This window comes from Treponema putidum (genome assembly GCF_000755145.1).
Taxonomy (GTDB): domain Bacteria; phylum Spirochaetota; class Spirochaetia; order Treponematales; family Treponemataceae; genus Treponema_B; species Treponema_B putidum.
On sequence record NZ_CP009228.1, the window covers coordinates 510,953 to 535,741 of the forward strand.

General features: G+C 37.1%; 18 protein-coding genes. 8 read left to right on the forward strand and 10 right to left on the reverse strand.

Annotated elements, in window-relative coordinates; genetic code table 11:
* Nucleotides 1-48: 48 nt before the first annotated feature.
* The 7 genes from JO40_RS02285 to JO40_RS02315 form a co-directional block, all read right to left on the reverse strand.
* On the reverse strand, nucleotides 49-2,385 hold the full coding sequence (locus tag JO40_RS02285) for a methyl-accepting chemotaxis protein (protein WP_044977715.1): 2,337 nt from the start codon (nucleotides 2,383-2,385) through the stop codon (nucleotides 49-51).
* The gene (gene dnaX, locus JO40_RS02290) at nucleotides 2,342-4,201 is read right to left on the reverse strand and encodes a DNA polymerase III subunit gamma/tau (protein ID WP_044977716.1); all 1,860 of its coding nucleotides are present in this window, start codon (nucleotides 4,199-4,201) and stop codon (nucleotides 2,342-2,344) included. The genes JO40_RS02285 and dnaX overlap by 44 nt, the downstream gene beginning before the upstream one ends.
* Before the next feature lie 71 nt (nucleotides 4,202-4,272).
* Nucleotides 4,273-5,010 carry an RluA family pseudouridine synthase gene (locus JO40_RS02295; RefSeq protein WP_044977717.1) on the reverse strand — a complete coding sequence of 246 codons (738 nt, stop codon included), beginning with the start codon at nucleotides 5,008-5,010 and terminating at the stop codon, nucleotides 4,273-4,275.
* A gap of 39 nt (nucleotides 5,011-5,049) precedes the next feature.
* Entirely contained in the window at nucleotides 5,050-5,652 is a 603-nt protein-coding gene (locus JO40_RS02300) for a HutD family protein (RefSeq protein WP_044977718.1), read from the reverse strand.
* A 3-nt stretch (nucleotides 5,653-5,655) separates the two neighbouring features.
* Entirely contained in the window at nucleotides 5,656-6,294 is a 639-nt protein-coding gene (yihA, locus tag JO40_RS02305) for a ribosome biogenesis GTP-binding protein YihA/YsxC (protein ID WP_044977719.1), read from the reverse strand.
* On the reverse strand, nucleotides 6,291-7,868 hold the full coding sequence (locus tag JO40_RS02310) for a glucose-6-phosphate isomerase (RefSeq protein WP_044979678.1): 1,578 nt from the start codon (nucleotides 7,866-7,868) through the stop codon (nucleotides 6,291-6,293). Before JO40_RS02310 ends, yihA begins: the two co-directional genes overlap by 4 nt.
* Before the next feature lie 307 nt (nucleotides 7,869-8,175).
* Entirely contained in the window at nucleotides 8,176-9,588 is a 1,413-nt protein-coding gene (locus tag JO40_RS02315; RefSeq protein ID WP_044977720.1) for an aminopeptidase, read from the reverse strand.
* Between the two features lie 191 nt (nucleotides 9,589-9,779).
* On the opposite strand from JO40_RS02315, the gene JO40_RS02320 reads away from it, so the two are divergent.
* The 7 genes from JO40_RS02320 (at nucleotide 9,780) to JO40_RS02350 (ending at nucleotide 19,010) form a co-directional block, all read left to right on the forward strand.
* Complete coding sequence (locus JO40_RS02320; protein WP_044977721.1) at nucleotides 9,780-10,175, forward strand: rhodanese-like domain-containing protein; 396 nt, start codon at nucleotides 9,780-9,782, stop codon at nucleotides 10,173-10,175.
* 98 nt (nucleotides 10,176-10,273) lie between these two features.
* Nucleotides 10,274-10,912, forward strand: a complete 639-nt coding sequence (locus JO40_RS02325; protein ID WP_044977722.1) for a DbpA RNA binding domain-containing protein — start codon at nucleotides 10,274-10,276, stop codon at nucleotides 10,910-10,912.
* Between the two features lie 114 nt (nucleotides 10,913-11,026).
* Nucleotides 11,027-12,925 (forward strand): MFS transporter, encoded by a 1,899-nt coding sequence (locus tag JO40_RS02330; RefSeq protein WP_084224556.1) that lies wholly within the window; start codon nucleotides 11,027-11,029, stop codon nucleotides 12,923-12,925.
* 155 nt (nucleotides 12,926-13,080) lie between these two features.
* On the forward strand, nucleotides 13,081-13,719 hold the full coding sequence (locus JO40_RS02335) for a transposase (protein ID WP_044977723.1): 639 nt from the start codon (nucleotides 13,081-13,083) through the stop codon (nucleotides 13,717-13,719).
* A gap of 47 nt (nucleotides 13,720-13,766) precedes the next feature.
* Nucleotides 13,767-16,463, forward strand: coding sequence for an efflux RND transporter permease subunit (locus tag JO40_RS02340; RefSeq protein ID WP_044977724.1), 2,697 nt, complete (start codon nucleotides 13,767-13,769; stop codon nucleotides 16,461-16,463).
* Nucleotides 16,456-17,241: an outer membrane lipoprotein-sorting protein gene (locus JO40_RS02345; RefSeq protein ID WP_044977725.1), complete on the forward strand. Its 786-nt coding sequence runs from the start codon at nucleotides 16,456-16,458 to the stop codon at nucleotides 17,239-17,241. Before JO40_RS02340 ends, JO40_RS02345 begins: the two co-directional genes overlap by 8 nt.
* Nucleotides 17,242-17,267: 26 nt before the next feature.
* Nucleotides 17,268-19,010, forward strand: coding sequence for a DUF1302 family protein (locus tag JO40_RS02350; protein ID WP_044977726.1), 1,743 nt, complete (start codon nucleotides 17,268-17,270; stop codon nucleotides 19,008-19,010).
* A gap of 96 nt (nucleotides 19,011-19,106) precedes the next feature.
* On the opposite strand, the gene JO40_RS02355 is transcribed toward JO40_RS02350, so the two are convergent.
* The 3 genes from JO40_RS02355 to JO40_RS02365 are packed head-to-tail and all read right to left on the reverse strand — an operon-like array spanning nucleotide 19,107 to nucleotide 23,749.
* Nucleotides 19,107-20,408, reverse strand: a complete 1,302-nt coding sequence (locus JO40_RS02355) for a 2-hydroxycarboxylate transporter family protein (protein WP_044977727.1) — start codon at nucleotides 20,406-20,408, stop codon at nucleotides 19,107-19,109.
* Between the two features lie 15 nt (nucleotides 20,409-20,423).
* On the reverse strand, nucleotides 20,424-22,115 hold the full coding sequence (locus JO40_RS02360) for a P83/100 family protein (protein WP_044977728.1): 1,692 nt from the start codon (nucleotides 22,113-22,115) through the stop codon (nucleotides 20,424-20,426).
* Between the two features lie 20 nt (nucleotides 22,116-22,135).
* Complete coding sequence (locus JO40_RS02365; RefSeq protein ID WP_044977729.1) at nucleotides 22,136-23,749, reverse strand: outer membrane protein assembly factor BamB family protein; 1,614 nt, start codon at nucleotides 23,747-23,749, stop codon at nucleotides 22,136-22,138.
* Nucleotides 23,750-23,939: 190 nt separating this feature from the next.
* Here JO40_RS02365 and JO40_RS02370 point away from each other — a divergent pair, with 190 nt between their 5' ends.
* Nucleotides 23,940-24,782 (forward strand): CPBP family intramembrane glutamic endopeptidase, encoded by an 843-nt coding sequence (locus JO40_RS02370; protein WP_044977730.1) that lies wholly within the window; start codon nucleotides 23,940-23,942, stop codon nucleotides 24,780-24,782.
* The last annotated feature ends 7 nt before the right edge of the window (nucleotides 24,783-24,789 follow it).

Consider the following 24,789-nt stretch of genomic DNA (forward strand, 5'->3'; position numbering starts at 1 on the left):
ATGACACGCCGTAAAATAAAGCCCCAAGTATTTTCTTGGGGCTTTTGTTTATTTTGACTTATTTTCTGTAATTAAAATATTTAACTTGGATATTGAAGAGCCGGTTTGAGACTCAACTTCTCTGGTTTTGATTATAGCCTGATCTAGGGTCTTAATACCGTTTAGCATTTCTGAAATTTCAGAATTAACTTGCTCAGTTGCATTTAAAAGATTTTTAAAACTGTTTGAAATATCCGAGCGTGTTTGACTGATATTATCCTTTTCCTTTTGCACATTGGTAAACTCTTCTAAAAGAGTGTTCATAATTGAATTCATTTTTTCCGTTTGAGCATGTACATCTGAAATAAAACCGGAAATATTAGCTAAAATATTTTGAAAGTCAAAAACTTTTTGATTTATATCATCAAAACTTTTTTGAAGTACACCGGAGGCCTCTGCCGACTGCCGAATGGCATTATTTATTTGGCTTAATATTTTGCCCGTAGAGCCTGCCTCCGATGCGGAACCTTCTGCAAGTTTTCGTATTTCATCCGCTACGACCGCAAAGCCTTTACCGGCATCCCCTGCATGAGCCGCTTCTATAGCTGCATTCATTGCTAAAAGGTTAGTTTGTTCCGCCAAGGCAGTGATAAGCTGGTTAGCTTCGAGAAGGACTTCCGAGCTTTGGTAAATGTTCCCTATAATTGCAGTAACTTGTGCTAAATTATCCTTGCCTGTTTTACTTGCATCTGAAAGCAAAGCAAAATCTTCATTTATTGTATTAAATTTATCGGATAAGTCATTCATTACTTTATTTAGTTCTTTTATTTGTAAAACCGTGTTTTCTGCAGCTCTGGATTGATTTTCGATTCCGTGCGAAATATTGTCCAAAAATAAATTAAGACTTTCCGTAGCGGTTTGGGTTCCTCTTAATTCTCCATCCTGCACAGTAATTTCCTGTCTTACCGACTCGGCATATTCGGAAAGTTTTTTCATCGTATCTTCAGCTATGTCCATATTTTCGGCTAAAGTATTTTCATGCCGCTTTAGTTCGGTGCTGGTATTTTCTATCTCATCAAATAACAAACCTTTTTGTTTATCCGAATCAAGAAGCATAGATCTGACTTCTTCAGCTCTTTTATTTTCAAGGTAATTTCTCCAAGCAAGACAAAAGGCTTGAGCAAACAAAAAGCCGGAAAATCCGAACGGTAATAAATTTCCAAAATTTGAAATCATCATACTGTATAAAACATCGTTTACCGCCGATGCAGCCAAAAACACAATACCTGCAACGATAGGAATACTTCCCGTTCTTTTATTTATTAAGATACGGATCACAAAGTATATGGCATACAAGACTTCACCAAGTAAGACTATTTGATTCACAAGAATAAATTTGCCGTATATGTAAGCCGGAGTTACTAAAATAAATAAAACATAAGCAATAGTTTCTATCGAAATTATTTTATAGATTAATTTATTTATGTCTTCTTTATATAGGACTCTAAAATATGTAAATATAAAAAATCCTACGGATGCAAATGTCAGATAATCCAGCTTTGTAATCAACTCCCACGAGGCTGAAGGAAAAATATATTTAAATACATACCCCATTACGGAAGTCCGCACAATAACCGTAAATGTAAAAAGCATAAAATACAAAAGACTTTTATTTTTAGGATGAAAAATAAAAAGAGCCAAGTGATAAAGGATTATTGCAATACCGAAACCGAAAACAAATATGTCTACAAAGCGTTTGGCTAAAATAGAATTTTCTATAGCTTCTTTTTTACCTATGTCTATAGGATGATAAATTCCTCCTCGTGCATGGGCAAAGTTTGAAACTTGAAGTGCAATATAAATTTCAGGACGGTCCTGCGGAATATCATAGATAATATCCTTTATACCTGTTTTTGAATGTTCTTTTGAAGAAGCAGGGCTACCGGCCCTCATAATTTCCTCTCCGTCAACGAACAATACCCACGCCGAAACGGGAGATGTAATTTTTAAGGTAAGCTTAGGAGCCTTTTGAGGTAACAAAATCTTCATAGTATAGGTTCCGCTTCCCAAATTTGAAAGCTTTGTTCCGTCTGAAAGAACTGCCTTGCCCCATTCCATAGGGAATTGAATAAATACTCCGGCTTTTTCGACATCTTCTTTTGAAAAAATAAACTTATTATTGTAAAAGCCCATCTCTCCGCTTAATGTTAAAACCTCTGAAGAGCTAAAATCGGTATTTCTTAGGTCTAAAATACCCCGTTTTATTTCTTCAGAAAAAACCGATAAACCTGCCGATAAAAAGCATATGGCTAAAAAAAATTTTATAGGCCGTTTTTCTTTATTTCTAAAATTTTCAATAATTTTATTCCTGCATTGCAGCAGGCTGTTGCTCATTTTGAACTTCATTTTCTTCTCCTTCTTCAGTTTCGGATACCAAATTTTTACATTCAACGACTTTCCCCATAAAAACATCAGTTATGGTTCGGATTTTTTCCGGTTCCTTAACCGGCTCTTCAACTTTATTTTCCGGTTGAGGCGGAATATACTCTTTTATAATTAACTTGAACCTCTTTCCTGTAATATCAAAAATAGATTCTACTATACTATCTTTTTGCTTTTGAATTAAAGAAAAATCAAAGGCACTGCGGGTAAACAAGGTTAGGCTGTCATCTTTTAAAACCCAGTCCTTACTTTGACCAACTGCTGAAGACAATATCCCGCTCTTTTCTAAAAGAGCTTCAATTAAAGGTTCTTTTAAATCTTCGACAGAATTAAAACTATTCTCTACACTGCGGGCAGCCTGAAGTACGGTTTCTTGTTCCTCATCTTTTTTTTTTAGAGGCACATTATCCGAAACCGGCTGCTTCTCATCTATTATTTTTTTTGAAGCCTCGTCCAATTTATTGTCCCGTTTTAAAACGGCTTTAAATTGTTCGGTCAAACTGCCCGCATTATTAAAAGACTGAATAGCCTCCTTCGGCATAGTCTCTTTCGACATGGTCTCTTTAGACATGGTCTCTTTAGACCGATTTTCTTCGCGGAGCGAAACGGGCCTTTCCGGTTCATCATTTATACGGCGGTTAGCCATAAGGTTTTGTGCCGCATCAAAAGCTGTTTTTAAATCGGCAGGCGATACATAATCGCTAAGCCAAGAAAGGCGCGAAACGGCAAGCTCCAATTCATAACGCTGATCAATAGAAAACCGCAGATCCTTAAAAAGCTGGAGCATTATACTTAAGGCTCTCTCAATTTGCACGGTTTCCCATCCCTGTAAAATATCCTGAGGAAAGCGGTCTGCCCTTTGACCTATGAGAGCTTCCTTTGTAATCCCGTGCTTTACAAGTAAAAGGCTTCTAAAATAATCTGCGCAGTCTGAAACTACCTGCTCGGCTGATATTCCTCCCTGCAAAATTCCGTCCAAGATAGAAAGAGCTTCCTGCCCCTTCTTTGCAACGCAGGCCGACACAAGTTTGTTGATTGAGTCGACACCTGTAAGCCCGAGCTTTTCGTGTATTTTTTCAAAGGTTATATGCCCGTCCGAAAAGGCTGCCACCTGATCGAAAAGGGTGTAAGCATCTCTTACGCTTCCGGTTGCTTCCCTAGCTATCCAATAAAGGGCTTCATCATCAGCCCTTATCCCCAGCTCTGCGGCTGCATCTGATAAGGCTTGCTTTAGTATTTCTATCGATACGAGCTTAAAATTAAACTGCTGGCATCGGCTTTTAATTGTCGCAGGAACCTTATGAATTTCGGTAGTGGCAAAAATAAACACAACGTAGGGAGGCGGCTCTTCGATTGTTTTTAAAAGAGCGTTGAATGCACTTGTCGACAACATGTGAACTTCGTCAATTATATAAATTTTATACCTGTTTGAATTCGGAGGAAATAAAATCTCATCTTTTATCTGCCTTACATCATTTACACTCGTATTTGAAGCACCGTCAATTTCGATTACGTCCAAACACGAACCGGCCGTAATTTCTTCGCAGGCTGTACAATGACCGCAAGGCGTGGGCTTCGGCCCTTCGGAGCAGTTGAGCACCTTTGCAAGTATCCTTGCCGAACTTGTTTTACCGCAGCCTCTCGGCCCCGAAAAAAGATAGGCATGTGCTATTTTTCCGGCCTCAATTGATTTTTGCAATGTTGCGGCTACAAATTCCTGACCCAGCAAGTCCTCAAAACGCTGAGGCCTTCTCCGTGTTGCTGTTACTTGATATTCCATTTTATCATTATATCACAAATTTATACAAAATTAAACTAGGCAAAACTCAAGTAAAGCTAAAGTTAAATATTCTACAATTTTGAAAGCTGGTTTATAAGACCCGCCATATCCTTGGGGCAGCTTGCACTTATTTCAATTTTTTCTTTGCTTATGGGATGAAAAAATTTTAAGGAATGGGCATGGAGGGCGAGGCGCGAGATTATAGGCCGCTCTTCATATTTGTCTCCCCTCCAATTCTTTTTTAAGGCCGATATGTAGACGGGCTCTCCGTTTCCGTAAAGATTATCGCAAAGGATGGGAAGCCCAAGGTGTTTTAGGTGAGCCCTTATCTGATGGGTTCTGCCCGTTATGGGGCGGGCTTCCAAAAGGCAAAAGCGGCCTAATTTTTTAAGGAGGGTAAATTCGGTTAAAGCATCTTTTCCTTTTTTTTCGTCTATTACAGTGCGGTGCAGCTTATCCCCGTCTATTCTAAGTTTTGCATCAGTCTTAAAATTTTCTTCTTGGGGAATGCCGGCCGATACTGCATGATAGATTTTTTCTATTTTGCGGTTTTGAAAATCATCGTTTAAAATTTTATGGGCTTCCGCATTTAGGGCATAGATGATGAGACCTGAAGTTTCCTTATCGAGCCTGTGGACCGGATAAATTTTTGATTCTTTTTCTTTTTTTAAAAAACTTTCTTCAAGTATTTTATCAAGACGTGGAGCTTCGCTGTCCCAGCGGTCGGCACCTACGAGGAGGCCGGCACTCTTATTTACAATGATAAGGTGTTCATCCTCATACACTACTTCGTAAAGATTTTTTTTCATTATAATTCCAAGTTTGTGATTTTTAGCCTTTCTTACCGTTTAAAAAGCTATGGGTACCTTTCCATAAAAAAGGCTTAAATTTTTATCGGCAGATACAAAAACTTCTTGCTCTTCAGTACCTTCCGGTTCAAAAACGATTAAGTCCATTTTTTCAATATTGAATTCTTTTTTTTCGTTGAGCGTTTCTGCAATAAGCATGGCCTTGGTATTGTACAAAAAAATCCAGCCGATCTCTCCGGTTAAAACCGAAAACTTTAAAACCGAATTTTCATTTAAGGCAAAGTTTTTTACTTCCGTTTCTACACCGTTTTTTACCATGAGGTTAAAATCCCTTACCCTTCCTATGCTGGCAGTTTTTGCTCCTCCATCAAAGGCGTAGACTTCATAGGGCTTAAGTTTGGTAAAGTTTTTTTCGTCATGGCTTATTTTTAGGTCTCCGTTTAAGGGAGAAATAAACCTGAAAAACCCCGGAAGAGGGGTAAAGTCGGATCTATCCAAATCGACGGTAGCTGAGCTTAATCGGAACAAAAAATCTCTTTTTTTATAATCGGCTTCACGCGGATAAATAAAAAGCTCCGTTGTGGTGCCTCCGCTCCAGTTTGAAGTTTTAAAATCTTTTTCTCTGTAATGTGTAATTTTCATAAGTTAAATCCTTTTTGCTATTAACGATAAAATATTATCCCGTCCCGTTTTTTTTGCAGCAGAGCTTATTATGATGTGTTCTTCGTCAAAGTTAAAGAAGGATGACCATTCGTTTTTTGCTTTTATTTGATCATTCTTGCCTATCTTATCAGCCTTGGTTCCGACTATTACAACCTCAATATTTAAGCCGTGAAAAAAGCCGATACTTTCTTTTTCGGTTTCGGTAGGTTCCCTCCTCATGTCCATTAAAAAAAAGATGGCCTTTAAGAGAGGACGGTTTATACAATATTCGTAGAGCATTTTGTCGATTTGCAAGGTCATGCCGCCTGAAAGTTTTGCATAGCCGTAGCCCGGGAGGTCTGTGAGTACGAACATATCTTTTGGGGCCGTCCCTGAAATTTTTTTAGTTTTAGGGTCAAGATTTATGGAGGCCGGACGGTTTACCAAAAAAAAATTTACTTCCCGAGTCATTCCGGGGCGGGAACCTGTCTTAACCAAGTTTTTTCGGTTGACAAGCATGTTTATAAGGCTCGACTTTCCTGCATTGGAGCGCCCGAAAAAAGCAAATTCCGAAACACCGATTTCAGGAAACTGTTCCGCCTTAACGGCTCCCTTTATAAATTCCGCATTTATAATTTTCATAAAAGAAATTCCGAAAAGGCTTTGAGGGCGGGCGGCATATCATTTGAAAGCACCTTCTTTGCAAGGGTTTTTCCGAGCTGAACGCCTTCTTGGTCAAAGCTGTTTAAGTTCCATATAAAACCTTGGAACATCACCTTGTTTTCATAATGAGCAAGGAGAGCCCCCAGATTTTCGGGAGTTAATTCTTCTCCATAGATTAAACTTGCGGGGCGGTTTCCTGCAAAGTCCTTGTTTTTGTTTGTATCGGTTTTTCCTGCTGCAAAGGCCATAATTTGGGCTGCCAAATTTGCATTCAGCTTTTGCATATTGGTTGAGCCCTCGCTTTCAATATCAAGGCCGATTTGGCTTTTTTTAAAACCGATAAACTGCAAGGGGATTATATCGCTTCCCTGATGAAGGAGCTGATAAAAAGAATGCTGTCCGTTTGTGCCTGGCTCCCCGAAAATTACGGGACCCGTTTTATAGGAAACTTTTTCGCCGAAGCGGTTTACCGTTTTTCCGTTCGATTCCATATCCAGCTGCTGGAGGTGGGCGGGAAAGCGGGAAAGAGCCTGACTGTATGGAAGAATGGCCGTTGCCGAGCAGCCTAAAATGTTTCTTTCATAGACACCGAGTAGAGCATCCAAAAGGCTTGCATTTTCTTTTATGTTTTTGTTTAAAGAAAGCCGATCTCCTTCTGCAGCTCCTTTTAAAAAGGCATCTACCATTTCCATGCCGAAGGCAAGGGCGAGTACTGCCGCTCCGCAAACCGAAGTTGAAGAATATCTTCCGCCTATAAAGTCATCCATATAAAAGGAAGTAAGATAGTCGGGGTTATTTGCGAGGGGGCTTGTTTCGCTTGTAACGGCAAGCATCTGTTTTTTGCAGTCAAGGCCGTTTTTTTCGAGAACGGATTTTACAAATCTTTCGTTTGCCAGAGTTTCTTGAGTTGTGCCGCTTTTTGAAACGAGGATAAAAAGGGTGCTTGCAAGATTTACGGAGCTTAAAACTTCGGCCGCATCGTCGGGGTCAACGTTAGAAATAAAATGAGCCCTCATCTTTGTCTTCGCCCAATTTTTTAAGGCTATGTACATAGCTCTGGGGCCTAAGTCCGAACCGCCTATACCGATCTGAACCACATCAGTAAAGATTTTTCCTTGAGAGGTTTTAATCTTACCGGAATGAACAGCTTCGCAAAAGCCTTTTATTTTTTTTAGCTCGTTGAGGTAAAAGCCCCTCATATTTACGCCCTTATAGACGACATCATCTTTTAATTGCCCGCGTGTCAGCTGATGGAGAACCATTCGGTTTTCACCCGTATTTATAAAATCACCATTGAGTAAGAGCTCATACTTTTCGATTAGCCTTTGCTCATCGGCGAGGGACTGCAGCACGTTAAGAATCTCAGCGTTTACGGGTTTTGCCGCATAATTGTATTTAAGATTTCCGCCCATTTTAACCGAATAGTTTTTTACCCTTTCAACCGAATTTTCAGTATTGAAAATATCTGCGAGGTTTAAATTTTCAGACTGTTCTTTATGAACTTTTTGTAATTGTGTAAAAGATGTACACTTATCTAAATTTTTCCATTCCATAAATTCTATTCTAACCCTTTTTGACAAAAAAAACAACTCATACGCTGCGACTATACGCCGCTACAGAAAAAATTTACACTTATTTGTTTAGACAGTGAGCTGCGGCAGAGCGCTGCAACAGCACCGCACTTTAAGTATTTTCAGATTTAAACGGCAAAAAGAAACTCGAAAAGCTAAAATTTTTTGAGATTTCCATAAAGCAAAAAAAAAGAGCCCGCTGACGCGGGCAATCTTAAACCCCGTACGAAGGAGGATTACGGGGTTTAAGTATAATTACTCAACAAATATGCTTACACTTGGTTACAAACTATTTATAAAAAGCACTGTAAGCTCTATAGGCCATATAAAGGTCAGCCTTGCTTAAAATTTCAAAGGGAGCATGCATTGAAAGCACGGGAACGCCGCAGTCTACAACTTCGGCACCGTATTTTGCAATAATATAGGCAATCGTTCCGCCTCCTCCCGCATCTATTTTACCGAGTTCGGCAGTCTGCCATACAACCTTGTTGTCATCAAATATTTTTCTTATCTTCTGCAAAAATTCCGCATTGGCATCGTTTGAGCCGCCCTTGCCGCCGGAGCCCGTATACTTATTGATACAGATACCGCTGCCGATATAGGCAGAATTCATCTTTTCAAAAACCGATGGGAAAGCCGGATCAAAGCCCGCAGAAACATCGGCCGAAAGCATATATGAATTGGCAAAAGCCCTTCTTACATCTATATCCCTATAGTTTTTATTTAAGGCGGCTATTTCTGCAACCATATTTTCAAAATAGAAGGCCTGCATACCCGTATTTCCTACAGAACCGATTTCTTCTTTATCGGCAAAAAGAGCTGCAGCAGTCCTTTTTGGGGATTCGACTTCCAAAATAGCTTTTAAGGTTGTATAAGCACAAACCCTGTCATCATGTCCGTGCCCGGCAATAAGAGAACTGTCAAAGCCCACATTTCGAGCCTTTCCGGCCGGCACAACTTCCAGCTCTGCAACCCTGAAATCTTCTTCCACTATGCCGTACTTTTCATTGAGAATCTTTAAGATATTTTCCTTTACAGGATCCTTTACCTCTTCTTTTTTATCAGCCTTATCTTTTTTTTCTTTTGAAACAGGCTTTTGATTTCCGACAAGAATATTAAGCTGCTCTCCGGTTATTCCTTCAGCCATAGTCTCCTGAAGCTGTTTTTTTGATAGGTGAATTAAAAGATCATTTATAAAAAGAACCGGGTCTTTTTCGTCTTCACCTATGCAAATATCAACTTTTTTACCTTCTTTTGTGAAGATAACGCCATGAATAGCCAGAGGAATTGTAGTCCACTGATACTTTTTTACACCGCCGTAATAGTGAGTCTTTAAAAAAGCCATATTTGACTCTTCAAATAGAGGCATCTGTTTTAAGTCGAGACGGGGGCTGTCTATGTGAGCGCCGATTATATTCATACCCTGAGTGATATCATCGCCTAAAACCATTAAAACAACGGATTTTTCTTTATTGTTCAAATAAACCTTTGTTCCTTTTTTTGCGGAACCGCTTTTTATAACTTCTTCAAGAGATTTAAAGCCGTGCTTCTTAGCCTGCTTTATAATCTCTATAGTACACTCTCTTTCGGTTTTTCCATTGTTTAAAAAATCCAAATAACTATCCGAAAGTTTACCCAATTCTGAGAGTTCTGCTTTCGTCAAATCCTCCCAAGCCGATTTCTGCTTATAAGATAAATCCATAATACACCTCTTTAATATTTACCGTAATTTACGGTTTTTTTACTTATTGAGTATATACCTTTTTTGAATTTTAGAAAAGCAGGCGAATTTTTATATAGGCGTATTTTGATGATACAAAATACATACAAAATAATAAACATTGACATATTATAAGAATTTATGTAGATTTATACAAATCAAGGAGAATTATGGTGAAAAAAACAAGTATATTTTTAATCCTTTTGTTTATGGGGATTTTTTCGCTCTCATGCAGCGCAAAATCTACAGAAAACATTACCCGAATGGACGGTTCCAGTCTGGAAGCCATTTTAAACGATGAAACGGAACGGGAAAACTATCTTATAATTGATGTCCGTGAAGACTATGAATATAAAGAAGGTCATGTGCCCCGTTCAATAAATATAAGCGTACAAGAAATCGAAAACCGAATTTCAGAGATTTCCGGCTGGAAAGAAAAAAATGTAATTGTAATATGCCGCAGCGGCAGAAGAAGCAGAACCGCAGCTGAAATTTTAGTCAAAAACGGATTTAAAAAAATATTTGATGCCGATGGCGTAAGCAAATACAATTATAAGTTAGAAAAATAAACCGCCGTATGTAATATGCCGATTTTATAAAAAACTCATGAAAAAGGGCTTGCTTAAAAAGCGATTATATGGCAATATAGCCTTTTAGGAGATATATCGTGTCAAACAAAATTAAAATTGAAGATGAAGAACAATTAATTTCTTCCTTAAAAGATGTTATCGAAGCGATCAAAACACAGGAAAATCCTGAAGAATTAAACTTATATCGCCGCATCTTTAAAAAAGCAGTCCCGTTGACCATGCGGTCTTATGTTGCCGCCTATTTTATTAAACAAACGGGAATCGGAGGTAATCGCATTTATAGAAGAGACAGCCGAAACGGTATAGGAAAAAGTCCTTTTAAACAAAACGTTGCAAGACCGGCAAGGCCCAAAGTTATATTGGCAGAAGATGAATCTACAAGCCTTTTTATCGGTGTAGGGCGTAAAAGAGGCATTTTTCCAAAAGATATCATAACCTTGTTAATTCAGGGAGCCGGTATTTCGCGTGAACATATCGGGGATATAAGAATTCTGGATAATTACTGTTTTGTTCAAGTTATGCAGGATGAAGCTGAAATTATTATCGAAAAACTAAATAACAGCTACTACCGAGGCAAAAATTTGACAGTCAGCCATTCAAGGAAACCCGAAGATGATGAGGATATCAGAGAAGAATCGGAAGTATATGACGATGAAATAAATGAAAATTATAGCGAGGCAGCTTCCAGCGATACTAAAGTTGAAGCTGAAATATAGACAGCTAGAAACTCTTTCATATAAGGCCGCCCTTTATAAAAGGGCGGCCTTTTTTATGTCTGTCAATACTTTTATGTCTTGCATTCCCTTAAAACCTATTGTATAATAATTTTTATGTTAAATAAGCAAAGAAAAATGACTTGGCGGACTTACCTCGCCTATGGGGCTGCCGATTTATACGGCGGAGGCTGTTTTTTTATCGTTACCACATTTGCAATGTACTATCTGGTAAACGTAATAGGACTTCATCCTGTTTTGGCAGGGCTCATACCTGCTATCGGAAAATTTTGGGATGCTATTTCGGATCCTATGATGGGCTACATTGCAGATAACACTCCCCAAAACCGATTCGGCAAAAGAAGAGTTTGGTTCTTGGTATCAATTGTTCCAATTGCTCTTTCCTTTATCATAATTTGGTTTCCTACCGGAATAGAAAGTCAGGCCGGAAAATTCATCTTTTACACGATAGCCTATATTATATTTTTTACAGTTTCGACTGTGTCCTATATTCCCTATGCAGCCCTCTCAGCCGAAATAACTAGGGACTTTTCCGAAAGAAATAAGCTCAACAGTTCACGCCTTATGTTTTCTTTTATAGCCACCCTTTTGGGCGGGCTTTTGGCACAGCCCATAATAGATGCTTTTCACGGCAGCATGATGGGTTACTTTGTAATGAGCATAGTCTTTGCCCTTATCTTTGCCCTTCCATGGATACCTCTTTATTTTGAAACATGGGAATTACCGGAAGAAAAGAGCCAAAAAAAATCGAACGCCAAATTTATAAAAAACTTTTTATCCCTTTTTAAAAGCAGATCATGCAGGGTTCATATTGCTATGTATGTCTGTTCTTACGGAGCTTTAGATATAGTTATGTCCCTTGTTTTGTTCTACATTGTAGATTATTTAAACCGCGGAAGTGTTTTTGTAATAGCTCAAGGAGCCCTTTTACTGACCATGATGGCTGCCCTGCCTATTCATAACAAAATAATAAACAAAAAAGGACATAAGCCCGTATATATTGCCGCCCTAATCATCTTTGCCGTTTCCATAGTTCTTATGTCTTTCCATACACCTCAAACAAATCCTGTATTTTTGATATTAAACATGGTACTTATGGGTGTCGGAATTTCGGCAAATAATTTAATCCCTCATCAGCTTCTTCCTTTTTTGGCCGACATAGACAAACTTATGAGCGGAGAAAATCGTGCCGGAACCTATTCTGCGGCTATGACTCTTACCCGAAAGCTTTTTTTAGGCTTAGTGATAATGACCACTCTCGGTTTTGTTTTAAGCGGTATAGGTTATAAAAATCCGGTACCTTCCGTACTGACCCAAAAGCAGTTTACAGAAGCTCAAAACTTGGCTGTAAAAAATAATGAAAACTTTGAAAATATAAATAAGTATTATTCTTTGCGGGAAGACGGAAATTTTCATTTAAAATACATGAGCCGAGACACTGACGAGATTATTAGCTCACTTTATAAAAAAGCAAAAAAGAATGAAAAAGCGCATCCTCTTTTTTCATACTTTGAAGGAAAAGATAACTTTGACGAAATTCCTCAAGATGTTTTTGAAAATTTACTTTCTTCTTTTGATAAAAAAGACTTTGAAAAGGCCGATGAAAAATTCTTACTGGAGTCTTCTTATCTGAAATCAGGAGAGGTTTATAAAAAAATTTCCCCCAAAGATTTTTATACAAAGGAAGACCTTTATAATTTGAAGGAGATTTTGGATAAGATTGATTTTAAATATTCCGGTATCGGGCAGGTTCAAAAACCGCAGCAAAAGGAGAGTACTTTGAAGGGTGTAAAGATTTCCTTTATAGTAATGCCCCTTTTTATGATTCTTTTTGGAATCTTCTTCGGCCTTAAATTCAACGTAAGCCCTGAAAATCATAAAATAATTCTTGATGAATTAAACAGGTTAAAAGAAGGGGGCAAAAAAGAAGATGCGGACGAAAAAACCAAGAAGGTTTGCGAGCTTTTGATAGGAGAGCCTTACGGCAGAACATAAGAGCGCATAGAAAAAAACCTCCTGAGTCCTTTAAGGATCAGGAGGTTTTTTTGTGTTTTTATAAAAAATTTTATTGACTTTTTACTAGATCTGATATATATTATAAATATACGACTTAGACTAGAATATGAAGGGGTACAGTTTTATAATTATATATGTATACTAGACTTACAACAACTAAACTTAATAGAATTTTTTTATGTTTCAGTGAAGATATTACAGCAGCGGCTACTGCAAAAATTACCGGAATCAATCGGAACACCGTAAACAGATATTTTGGAATCATTCGGGAAAAAATACTTAAATACAGCCTTTTTGAGCAGGCAAAAGAAATTTCGGCCAATACTCGTCATATTTCCTATTTTAAAAAAGCTAAAATTCGAAGAAAAAAGATACACGATTTTATTGCCGAGCGTCCGGTATTGGGGCTTTTAAAAAACGGTAAAAAAATATTTGTCAGCTTGGTGCATGATGATTCCCATGAAAGCCTCTTTTCAATAATAAAGGGCGATTTGGAGAAGCTTGTTTCCCATCAAAACAAAATTGAACCTTTTAACACTTCGTTGCTAAAGGATTGCGATCAATACAGGGTTTTTTATAATGAAAGTGAAATCAAAAATGAGCACACCGCGGGAATTGAAAATTTTTTAACTTTTGCAAAAAAACGTTTGGCAAAATTTAACGGCTTTTCATCAGGATCTTTTTTACTTCATCTAAAAGAATGTGAATTTAGATATAATCATCGTGATGAAGATTTATGTGTTTTGATCAAAAAAATTTTTAAAAAATTTTAAATTGTTATAAATACTAAAAAGTAATTATCTAAGGAGATTGGAACTTTATGAATAAAACAAAATTGAGCTTTATTATTTTAACAATTGTTTTAGGTGTAACTGTATTTTTTGCTTTTATGCTTCCGAATATAATTATGGATAATGAATTGCGTCATTTTTTTCCTGAAGAACATGATTCGTACAAACGCTTTAACCGATTAACTGAAGATTTCGGCGATCAATATATAATGGATGTTGTAATAGAAACAAAGGAAGAAACTATCCTTCATAAAGAAACTATTGGGATAATTGCACAAATTACCGAAGACTTGGAAAATCTTGACAATATTGTAAATGTAAAGTCGATAACAAATGTTGATTTTATTACCGATGACCAAGGAACTCTTTCAACAGGGGCCTTAATCCCCGAAGATTTTAACGGAACAAAGAGTGAAATAGATGATCTACAAAAAAGAATTTTAGAATGGCCTAAGGCATATATCGGTACCGTTCTGTCTTCAGATTTTAAAGGCGTACAAATAATTGCAACCTTAAACTCAGACTCAACTCCGCCTGAAGTAAGCCGTATTTACAATGAGACCTTAAACATAATTGAAACAAATTTGAGTAAGGATAAAAGTTTAAACTATAAAATTGCAGGAGATCCGGTATTAGGTGAATATGGAAAAATATTTATGTATGCAGATTTAAAAAATCTAATCCCTTTAATAACAGTTGTGGTTTTGCTTTGTCTTTTCTTCTCCTTTAAAAATATAGAAGGAACTATTCTCCCCCTATTGACGGTTTTAATAAGTACGATTTGGACGGCCGGCATTATGTCAATCATAGAAGAACCTCTTACGATAGTTTCAAGCTGTCTTCCCGTCTTGCTTATCGCTGTAGGTTCCGCTTATGGGATACACATAATAAATTATTATTACCAAAAATTGGAAAAGGAGCCTCTTATTACAAGTGTAAGCCGCCACCATGAACTTATAATGCAGACACTTAAAAGTGCCAGTCCGCCTGTTTTACTTGCAGGCATCACAACAATTGCAGGATTTGTTTCTACAATAACAAGTCCTATAAAGCCCTTGAAATCTTTTGCGATCTTTAGTGCGGTAGGTATTGTCATCGCTCTTTCCTTAGCTTTTTTATTTATACCCTCTGTTTTAATGCTAAAATCGGTCAAACAAATACAAAAGCAGCAAAAAAGAATGAGCCTCCTAAATGTTAAAAAGAATGCGCGCCTTGCAGCTCTGGGTGTAAATAAAAAAGGAGCTGTTCTCGATAGATTTTATTCCTATTTTAATAAAAGACAGGCTGTTTTCATTATAGGTCTCTTAGTCATAATAGGAATTTCAATTTGGGGAATTTTTAATCTTAATATTGAGTCGGCATTTTTGGAATATTTTCCTAAAAATTCAAAGATACGCAGTGATGTAGTTTCTATCGATAATAAGTATGTAGGAACTACAGGTTTTAGCTTGGTTGTAACAGGACGTGAAAAAGGAGATATGTGCAATCCTGAAATTTTAAAGAGCATGGATGATCTTGAAAATTTTTTAAAATCAAATCATCCCGAAATAGGCAGCATTGTTTCTTTTACAGAATTTATAAAACGCATGAATCAGGTTATGAATGCTCATCCTATAGAACCTCATACTTATAATGCAAATGAAGAAAGCTCCGATATCGTTGACAGTTTTTTCGATGATGAAGATACTCTTGAAAGTGATTCATACTCTGAAACCGATGCAATTGCTTCCGGTACAGCTTCGGTATTAAAAGATAACTTAAATCGAGAAGAAACTATAGAGCTATTCGTTTCAGCTTACGCTAAAGCTTATGCTTCTTCTAATTCAAGAGAACTCGGTGTATCCGAATTTATTGAAGCCTTAAAGCGTGAGATTAACTATAGAGGAGCGGCTTATTATGAAATACCCGACGATATCGAAAAATATTCTGTTTCACAAAAAGAAGAATTAAAAAATATTATTTCGCAGTATTTGCTTTTATATTCGGGGGCTCTTGATTCTCTTTTAGATGAAACTCTTGAACCTAAGAAAAGCAGAATGCAGATTATAATGCGGACTCATGATACGGGGAAAATTAAAAATGTTATTCAGGATGCAGAATATTTTGCAAGTACACATTTTCCTCAAGGCTATACTTTAGAAGCGGCCGGTTTGGGAGAGTTGGAAACAGCTATGACTTCTATGATAATTTCAAGTCAGGTATCAAGTTTGGTTTTGGCTGTTGGTATAGTGTTTTGTATTTTATCTCTCTTTTACCGATCTTTTATTGCAGGTCTAATCGGGGCTATTCCTCTCGGTATTTCCATATTACTTAATTTCGGCATTATGAGTTTAACGGGAATAAACCTTGATATGGTAACAAGTTTGGTTGCGGCTATTGCAATAGGAATCGGAATAGATTACACGGTTCACTTTATGAATAATTATCATAATGAAAGAATAATAAGTGAAGACTTAACACAGGTTACATTAAAAACTCTCCGCCATTCAGGAAAAGGAATTGCAGTAAACGCTTTTTCGGTCGGATGCGGTTTTTTGGTAATGTGTTTTTCTAAATTCGTAGTCCTCAGGTTTGTAGGTTTTTTGGTAGCGGTAGTAATGTTCACAAGCTCCGTTGCTGCATTGACCATATTACCTGTCGTATTAAATATTTTTAAACCATCATTTATGGCTAAACCGCATAAAAATATTTTTGCGCAAAAGCCGAAAGGAGAAACAAATGAATAAGTCATTGTTAAAAAAAGCGGTTATACTGTTTGCATTAACGGTATTATGTATCAGCTTTGCCTTTGCTGAAGACGGCAAAAGTATTGTTCAAAAATCACTCGATGTAAAACGGCCTAAGTTTACTCACTCTGCCTTAAAGATGACTCTTGTCGATTCTAAAGGAAATACTGAAGAACGGATGATAGAACAATGGGCAAAAGATCCCGGAGATAAAACAGGAGCTGCCGTTATCGTTTTTAAAAAACCTACTTTGATTAAAGATACAAGGTTTTTGCAAATAGTAAATAAAGATAGGGCTAACGATAAGTGGATTTATCTTCCGGCTCTTAGAACTGTCCGCCGTATTGCGGGAGCCGAAGGTTCAAAACCATTTATGGGAACTGATGCCGATTATGATGATCTTGAAACAAGAAAGATAGATGATGATACTCATACTCTGCTCGGAGAAGAAACAGTTGATTCTTACAATTGCTGGAAAGTCGAATCGGCAGCAGTAGATCCGAAAAGCAGCCGGTACTCAAAAAAAATTACCTACATCGATAAAGTAACTTGTATTCCGGTAATGGCCGAAATGTATGACAAAAAAGGTGCGTTGCTCAAAGTATTGAAGGTAGAAAAACTTGAACAAAAGAACGGATATTGGATTCCTATAAAAGGAAATTTAACGAATGTTCAAACCAAACATTCTACCCATCTTGAAATCCTAAATATAGAAATAGATAAACCGATTAATGATAAAATGTTCACGCAGAATTTTTTAAATACGGGAAGATTATAGGGTGTCTTTTTATGGGATGAGTGTGTATGAAAAAATATATATTTATTTGTATGATTTTTATTTTTCTAAATTCTGCTCAAGCTCAAGACTCATTTTTTGATGATTCCGATTTCGGTAATGAAAGTGCAAACTCGGAAACCGGACAAAGTTTATCGTCGAATTTTGAATTTTCAGGCTTTGCCGCTCTTGGAATAAGATTCTATCCTCACCCTGATTTAAAGCGGGCGGACGCTGTTCCTAATTTCGGCATAAATTTAAAACACTCTTCTTCAAAAACGGAAATTGACTCTCATTTTAGATTCAATATGAGGACTATTTTAGAATATCCTCTTGATTTTATTGATGAGTGTACAATGAGAGCCTATCTTGGAGATTTTGTACTATCAACAGGAAAGATGAAACTGGTTTGGGGAAAGGGTGATATGCTCCATGTTTTGGATGTATTTAATGCTAACGATTTTACGGATTTTACTATTCCTTCTTATATTGACCGAAGAATAGGAGAGCCGATGATTCATCTAGCTTACAATGCTCCTATATCCTTGCGGCTCGAAGCTGCATGGACACCTCTTATGACCCCCGACCGTGTTTCCTTAAAAGGGCCTTGGGTACCTTCGCAAATTGAGGAGGCAAAACAAAAACTCTCCAGTACCCTTTTTGACGGTACATTGCTAGATTTATTTCCATCACAAAAAATTGAAAATATAATGTATACAACCATAAAGGATACTTTAACTGCCATAACATCTCCTCCGGCTAATATAACGGTAAATTTTCCTGTATTGTCTGATGAGGAAATAGATCAAATTAGTTCACAATTTAATTCTCTTCAAAAACCTGTAATAAAAGCAATATTAAAATCTTTAAGCGGCAAGCCCATTACTATCGATATTTCAGGAACATTAACCGAAGATAAAATAAATGAAATTGCAGAAAAAGAATCAAAAAAATATGCAAAATTTATTATTGAGGAATGTAAAACTTCCTTACAAAAAGCCGGCACAATAATCCAAAACTTTGATTTAGATCCTTTTATAAAAATCGGAATGAACTCTTTTCTTCCCGATATGAATCAGATAAAATACGGGCAGTACGGCTTACGGCTTTCAGGTTCTTTGGGGCCGACCGATATGGCTTGCCAATATTATTTTGGGCATTATAAAACTCCGTCTATCGATGTTTCTGCAATGATTGAAAAAGCTATGAGCGGCGGGAATATAAGAGATTGTGTTTATTACGATCCTATTCACATTTTTGGTATGGATTTCGGAGCTGCAATTTTTATGTTTAATTTTAGATCGGAAGCTGCATATTATATGAGTTACGATTTTAAGGGTAATAATCCTGCCGTTCATAATAACAGTATTCAGTGGGTTTTAGGTTTTGATGTAGATATTCCGCTCAATAACATAAACCTAAATATTCAAAATATAGGTTCTTATATTTTAGGTTTTAAAAATGTAAAAGAAAATAATAAAAACGGTTTTATAGACATGGATTGGAATAAAGCACAAAAAGCTTCAAACAATAAGCTAGTTGTAAATATTTCGGACTCATGGCTCCACGAAAATTTAAGCGATTCTATAACAATAATTTGGGGAATAGAACACAATGATGCAGTTATTATGCCCAAAATAAAATATAGGATAAAAGACGAATTTTATGTGGAAGGAACGGGGGCTTATATTTATGCAAAAGATAAAAAAAGCGAATTTGCTTCATGGAAAAATAATCACTTTGTTCAATTAAGCTTTGAATATCATTTTTAATTAAACAAAAAATCTGGCAGAATAAACAAAGCCCCTCCAATCCTTAAAGGATTTGAAGGGGTTTTGCAAAATTATTTTATCACAAGATTGCTTCATTTAGCCGAAAAACAGCGGGACTAAGAACGAGGCAAGCAGGATTATAAATGCACCTCCCAAGCGGGATGAGATTTGAGCAAAGGGCATGAGCTCCATGCGCTTTGAGGCCGTAAGAACGGCAACATCTCCCGTTCCTCCCATGTTTGCCATACAAAGACCTGCAGTAATAGCAGCTTCAATCGGATAAAAGCCTACAAGTTTTCCTATAATTCCGGCACCGATAATTGCACCGATTACAACCAAGAGAACAAGTACAACATAAGAAATGCTGAATGCTCCGATAATATCGCCAAGGTTTGTATATGCAATACCTATACCGACCAAGAGGGCTGCGGTAAAGTTTTTTGCGACGAATTTATACCAAAGAGCGCAAGCATTTTCAAAGTTTTTGGGCAGGATATTTACAGCTTTTACAACAGCAACGCTTATAATCATCCAAGCATAGGTGTGGATATTTACCCCTATAAGTTTAAATATGTTAGATACTATATTTCCCCATGTAAAGAAGGCTGTTGCAATAACGATAGCAATTCCGAACTCCTGCAAAGAAAAATGCCTTTGAAGTTCTTCATCATTAGGAACTTCAAATGTTCCGCTTGCAAGAAGCTGTCCGTTTCCTGTCCAAGAGGGTTTAACCTTACCGAGTTTATCTAGTACACCTCCGGCAACTATTGCAAGAGCATTACCGAGAGCTACTGCCGGTACAAGCTTAGATAAGATTTGCTCTGTGGGAATTTTCAATGCGGATGAAAATACTTGGGAGATCGGAACGGCTCCGGCCCCCATACCTCCGCCCATGATTGGAATACCGACATAAGCTATAGCTTCCGTTGCCTTCATTCCAAAAATAGGAGCGCCTAGTGCAACCAAAACCAATGCTGCTGCAACAGAGCCTATGATGCACGGGAAGTAGCGTATAGCAGCCTTAATTAAAAGCTTTCTGTCCATTCCCAGGATAGAACCTGTGATAAGGGCTGCAATGTAAAAGTCTAAAAAACCTCCGCTTTTCATAAAGGTCGAAGTATTTTTTAAAATTCCTTCGGGCAAAATATTATAATAAGCAAGGGCGCTGGATGCAAAGATAATTACAATCGGCCCTCCCCCAAAGAATGTTTTTACTATAGGAGTATTGTCTCCGATAATGTTTAGTACTTCACCAAGTACCATCATCAAAAGAAGGGCTCCTATCATTCCGCCAGGCAGCTTATTCCACCATGTTGCAGCAATTACAACTGCCGAAATAATGCCGAAAAGTGTGAGCGGCATGCCCAAAATCTCATACTTTTTCTTTTCATTTACCATAAAATCTTCCTCCGTTTAAAGATCTTTTTTATCAAAAGGTTTTTCGTCTTTATCTTCCGAAATTACTATATTTGTCAAATCCGTTAGTCTTAATAAGCGTATAGAATTATTACTGTCCTGAATTAATAAGCCTCGATCGCTGATTGTTATTGGAGTATAGGGCAATACCTGCACTGCAGACTTAGCTTGAAGCTCAAGATTTTCATTATATCGGCCTATATAGTATTTACCGTTGCTGTCAATAACCGCATAATAATCATTTCCGTTTTTAACCAAAACACTTTCACCTGCAATATTCTCTTGACTTTGTTTAACAATCTCAAGGGATTTTGAATCTATCAGTACAAGGGCTATTACAGCATTACCGGACTGAGTACCGGCTATTGCCATCAGATTTTTTCCTACAATGTAGAGGTTCCTTCCTCTAATCGTATTGATTCCCGAAGTTCTAAGTTCTTCTTCCGTTTTTAGATCCAGAAGAACCAATTCAGAAAGCATCTTTGATTCATCTACAACCTTTAAACCATAGCCGGGAATTGACGAAGCAATAGCAGCATCGCCTTCGGCTTTTTTCTCAGCCTTTTTATCTTCTATGATTTTCTGTGTATCCGAAGCAATGTCCTTCCTATCAGTTTGAGCTTCTTCAGCCTTTTTTTCGGCCATCTTTTCTTCTTCTTTTATTTCTTGTTTGGCCTCATCCGCTTTTTTTTGCTCTTCTTCGGCAGTTTCTTTAGCTTTTTTAGCCTCTTCGGTCTTCTTTTCCGCTTCTTTTTGAGCTTCTACAGCTTCTTTTTGCTTTTCTTCAGCAGCTTTTTTATCTTCAGGCTTTCCTGTTTTTGCAGCTTTTTCTTCTGCTTTTTTAGCTTCTTGCTGTTTTTGTTCAGTCTGCTGTTTTTGTTTATCGGCTTCTTTTTGCTTTGCTTCGGCTTCTTTCTTTTGCTTATCAGCTTCTTTTTGTTTTGCTTCGGCTTCTTTCTTTGCAAGCTCTGCACGCTTAGCGGCTTCTTCGCTTTCTCTTTCTTTTAGGTCAACCATTTCTTTGCGTTTTTCAATGTCCTTATCTTCATCTTCACGCATTTTTTCGACAACCTTTTTATCGGAAATAGAAGTCGTATCTACTGAACTTATAGTACCGGCATATTTTTGGTCTGTTAGCGGAATGACTATTTGAGTTTGACCCGGCCATTCATCATAACGCAGGGCTAAACCGGCTTTTTCTTTTGTCAAATTCTTTGTAACAACCTGCTTGTACTTTTGATTAAAAAAATCCATCTGCCCGCGGTAAACGGCATTATAGATTGTAACAAAGTGTGCAAGAGTTGCCGCATCTCTGCCGGAATATCCGTAAGCGGACATTAAATATCCTGAGATAATAAGCCTTACATTATTTATATGATCAACACCGGCATCTTTTCCTATAATAAAGATATCCGCATCAAGGCCTTCTTTTGTTTCCGGGTCTACACAGTGAATAACTGCGTATCTGTTCATATCTCCTGCACGTCCGTTTTGTACTGCCCCTGCAAGATTAGAGCCTATACCTCGAATTGTGTCAACACTATCGACAACATCATGGGGGCCGTTGTAGTTAATAAATTCTATAGCCCTATTTCTTACAGAGTCAATTTCAGGTCTGTCAACCTCAATTGCAAAACCTGAAAAAATTAACATAAGTGTAAAAAACGAAAAAACCAATAGTTTTCTCATAAGCAAATCCTCCGTTCTTCCTATTGTACTATATTTTTTAGTTTTTGTCTTGCATAATTTTGAATAATATTTGAATAAGGCCCCTTAATTACATAAAAAAGGCTTGAAATAGCAGCCCGGGAAGTTTCTTGATCGCCGAAACGCATCAGTGCAGTTAAACAATCACAGACTGCAGCCATAAGGTTTATGTCATCATATTTGGCCTTTCCCATAACAAAACGTATACCTTCCATTGTCTTGCCGTCGGGATCATAGGCAAGATGCTCCAAGCCCCGCAAAATTCCGGCGAGCACATCAGGGTCATCTATTTTATAGATTCCGTTCAATAAAATATCCCTATATTCATAGGAGCCTAACCTTCCTAAAAGCTCTGCAGCCCTTGCTCTATCAAAGGCATTAAAATCTTGCGCAAAATATGAAGCCTTGCGCTTATTTTCCAATATGGTTTTTAACTGAAAAGCATAGCGAGGTTCCTTTTCGCCTACTGCGCCGTTTTCTATTTCTTTTTGTATAACATCTAAAAGTTCTGCCGTAGTAGCATATTCAACAAAAAACGGAAGGTCATCCTTACCCTTATCGTCTTTTTGCACTATAGAATAGAAACTATCAGGAGAACTTATTTTTGTTCCCTTTCGTAAGAGCTTTGTTTCGACTCTGTAAGCGTTTAAAATTTCATTTGTTATTCCGACTAAAAGCCCGTTTTCGGTTATAATAGGGAAAAAATCGGTTTCGGGTATCTTTTTTTCCCATTTGATGCGCCCTGAGTCTGTAATAAGACAGCCGAATCCTTTTGCGGTAATATTGAATTCGTTGCCGATTGCATAGCAATGCACCCCGCCCGAAAAATTACCCGAAGTTTTTTCTTCCCATATAAGTTCATTGGTCTTTAAATCTTTAAAAATCAGCTTACCGCTTTCAAACATATAAAGAACCTTTCCGCCCTTATTATAAAAAGCATTTCTGCATATTTCGGGCTCGGTAGTTTGCCAAAGAGCTTCGGAGCCTCCTCCCGTTTTGTAGTACGAAATTGAACCGTCCGTACAAGCAAGAATGTACCCTTCAGGAGCCTCCCCTATAGCCGAGACGGTCTTTTTAAGCCTGCGCTGCTCTACAACCGAACCGAAGATAGAAACACGCAAGAAATCCCCCGATTTTAAAATCAAAACTATATCTTTGGAACCGGTTTCAGAAGGCTGAAATATGGGTGCGGAAACTAGGGGAATTTCCCATTTTAGTTTTCCCGAAGAAGTAAGACAAATTATGTTATCTTCTTGGATTATAAAAATGCGCCCATCCCGTGCAGTATGTACGGGAAAAATCGGTTTTTTCTTTAAAGGATAAGTCCAAAGAGGCATCCCTTGAGAAGAAAAGGCTTCAATATTCCCCTTTGCAGTAACCATGTAAACCAGTCCTGCTTGAGAAACCGATAAAAAATTACTTGGGAATTCACTTGTATTTCTTCGCCATAAAAATGTGCCTTGAGAGGTAATACAGTTTAGGGCCTTATCGTCCCCTGCCGTATAAATATTTCCATTCCAAAAAACCGGAACCGTTATATTCTTGCCGGCAAACACTAATGTCCAATGAGCGTCAAGGGTTTGTGCGGGCAGCTTAAAAGAAAAAACAAAAAACAAAAAAATATACTAAAAAACGATTTTTTCATAATTTTATCCGGTAAAGGCAAACATATTAAATAGAATAAATGATTTTTAATGTTTTTTCAAGACAGCTGTTTTTAAAATCTTCCTTGACAAATAAGCAGACCTGCCCTATACTTATAAGTGAAGCCGTAACAGTGTCATCACTTATTAGGAGTGTAGTTTTATGCTGGGTAAAAAACGCATTTTAACCGTATTTTTGTGGTTTATATCGATTATAATTGAAGCTTTTACCGCATATTTTATTATTGAGATTATATATGTAGATGTGCTTATGTATAAAGAAAAATATTGGTATATACTCAAGACTCTTGTGTATACTGTATTGGGCATTGCAGTCATAACCTTTAAACGGTTTAAAGAAAACAAAAATATTTTACAATTTAAGTCTTTTAAATTTTCCACAGTTATAAAAATATTATTGGTTGATATCATTATAACTACACTTATAGCATGGGTTTTATTCAGCGGTTTTAATTATTTTAAGAACACTATACAAAATTCGGTTATTTATTTTTTAAATAGATTTACGGGAAAAGAGAGCTTTACTATCCGCACTATATTTAATACCTATTTTATATACAAGCCATTTGTTATTCAGAGGTTTATAATGACTCTTACCATAGTACCTATATATGAAGAGCTTATATTTAGGGGAGTAATCTATGATGATACAAAAAAATTATTTAATGTAAAAATCGCAGCTCTTGTCTCTGCGGTATTATTCGGATTGATACATTTACATGGGAGTTATATGCAGATTGTTGTAACAATGATGGGAGGTTTACTATCAGCCTATTGTTATGAAAAGACAAAATCTCTTTATGCATGTATCTTACTCCATTCTATACATAATTTGATGAGTAACGTTATATATAGATTATTAGACTGGCGCGCATATGTTATGCTTACTCTTATTTGTATGCTTGCCGGTGTAATTATGCTTATTGCCGAAGGGATTAGGTATTTCAGTAAAAGAAAGGCAGCGGCTGAAATAGGTATTAATTAAGTTTAAT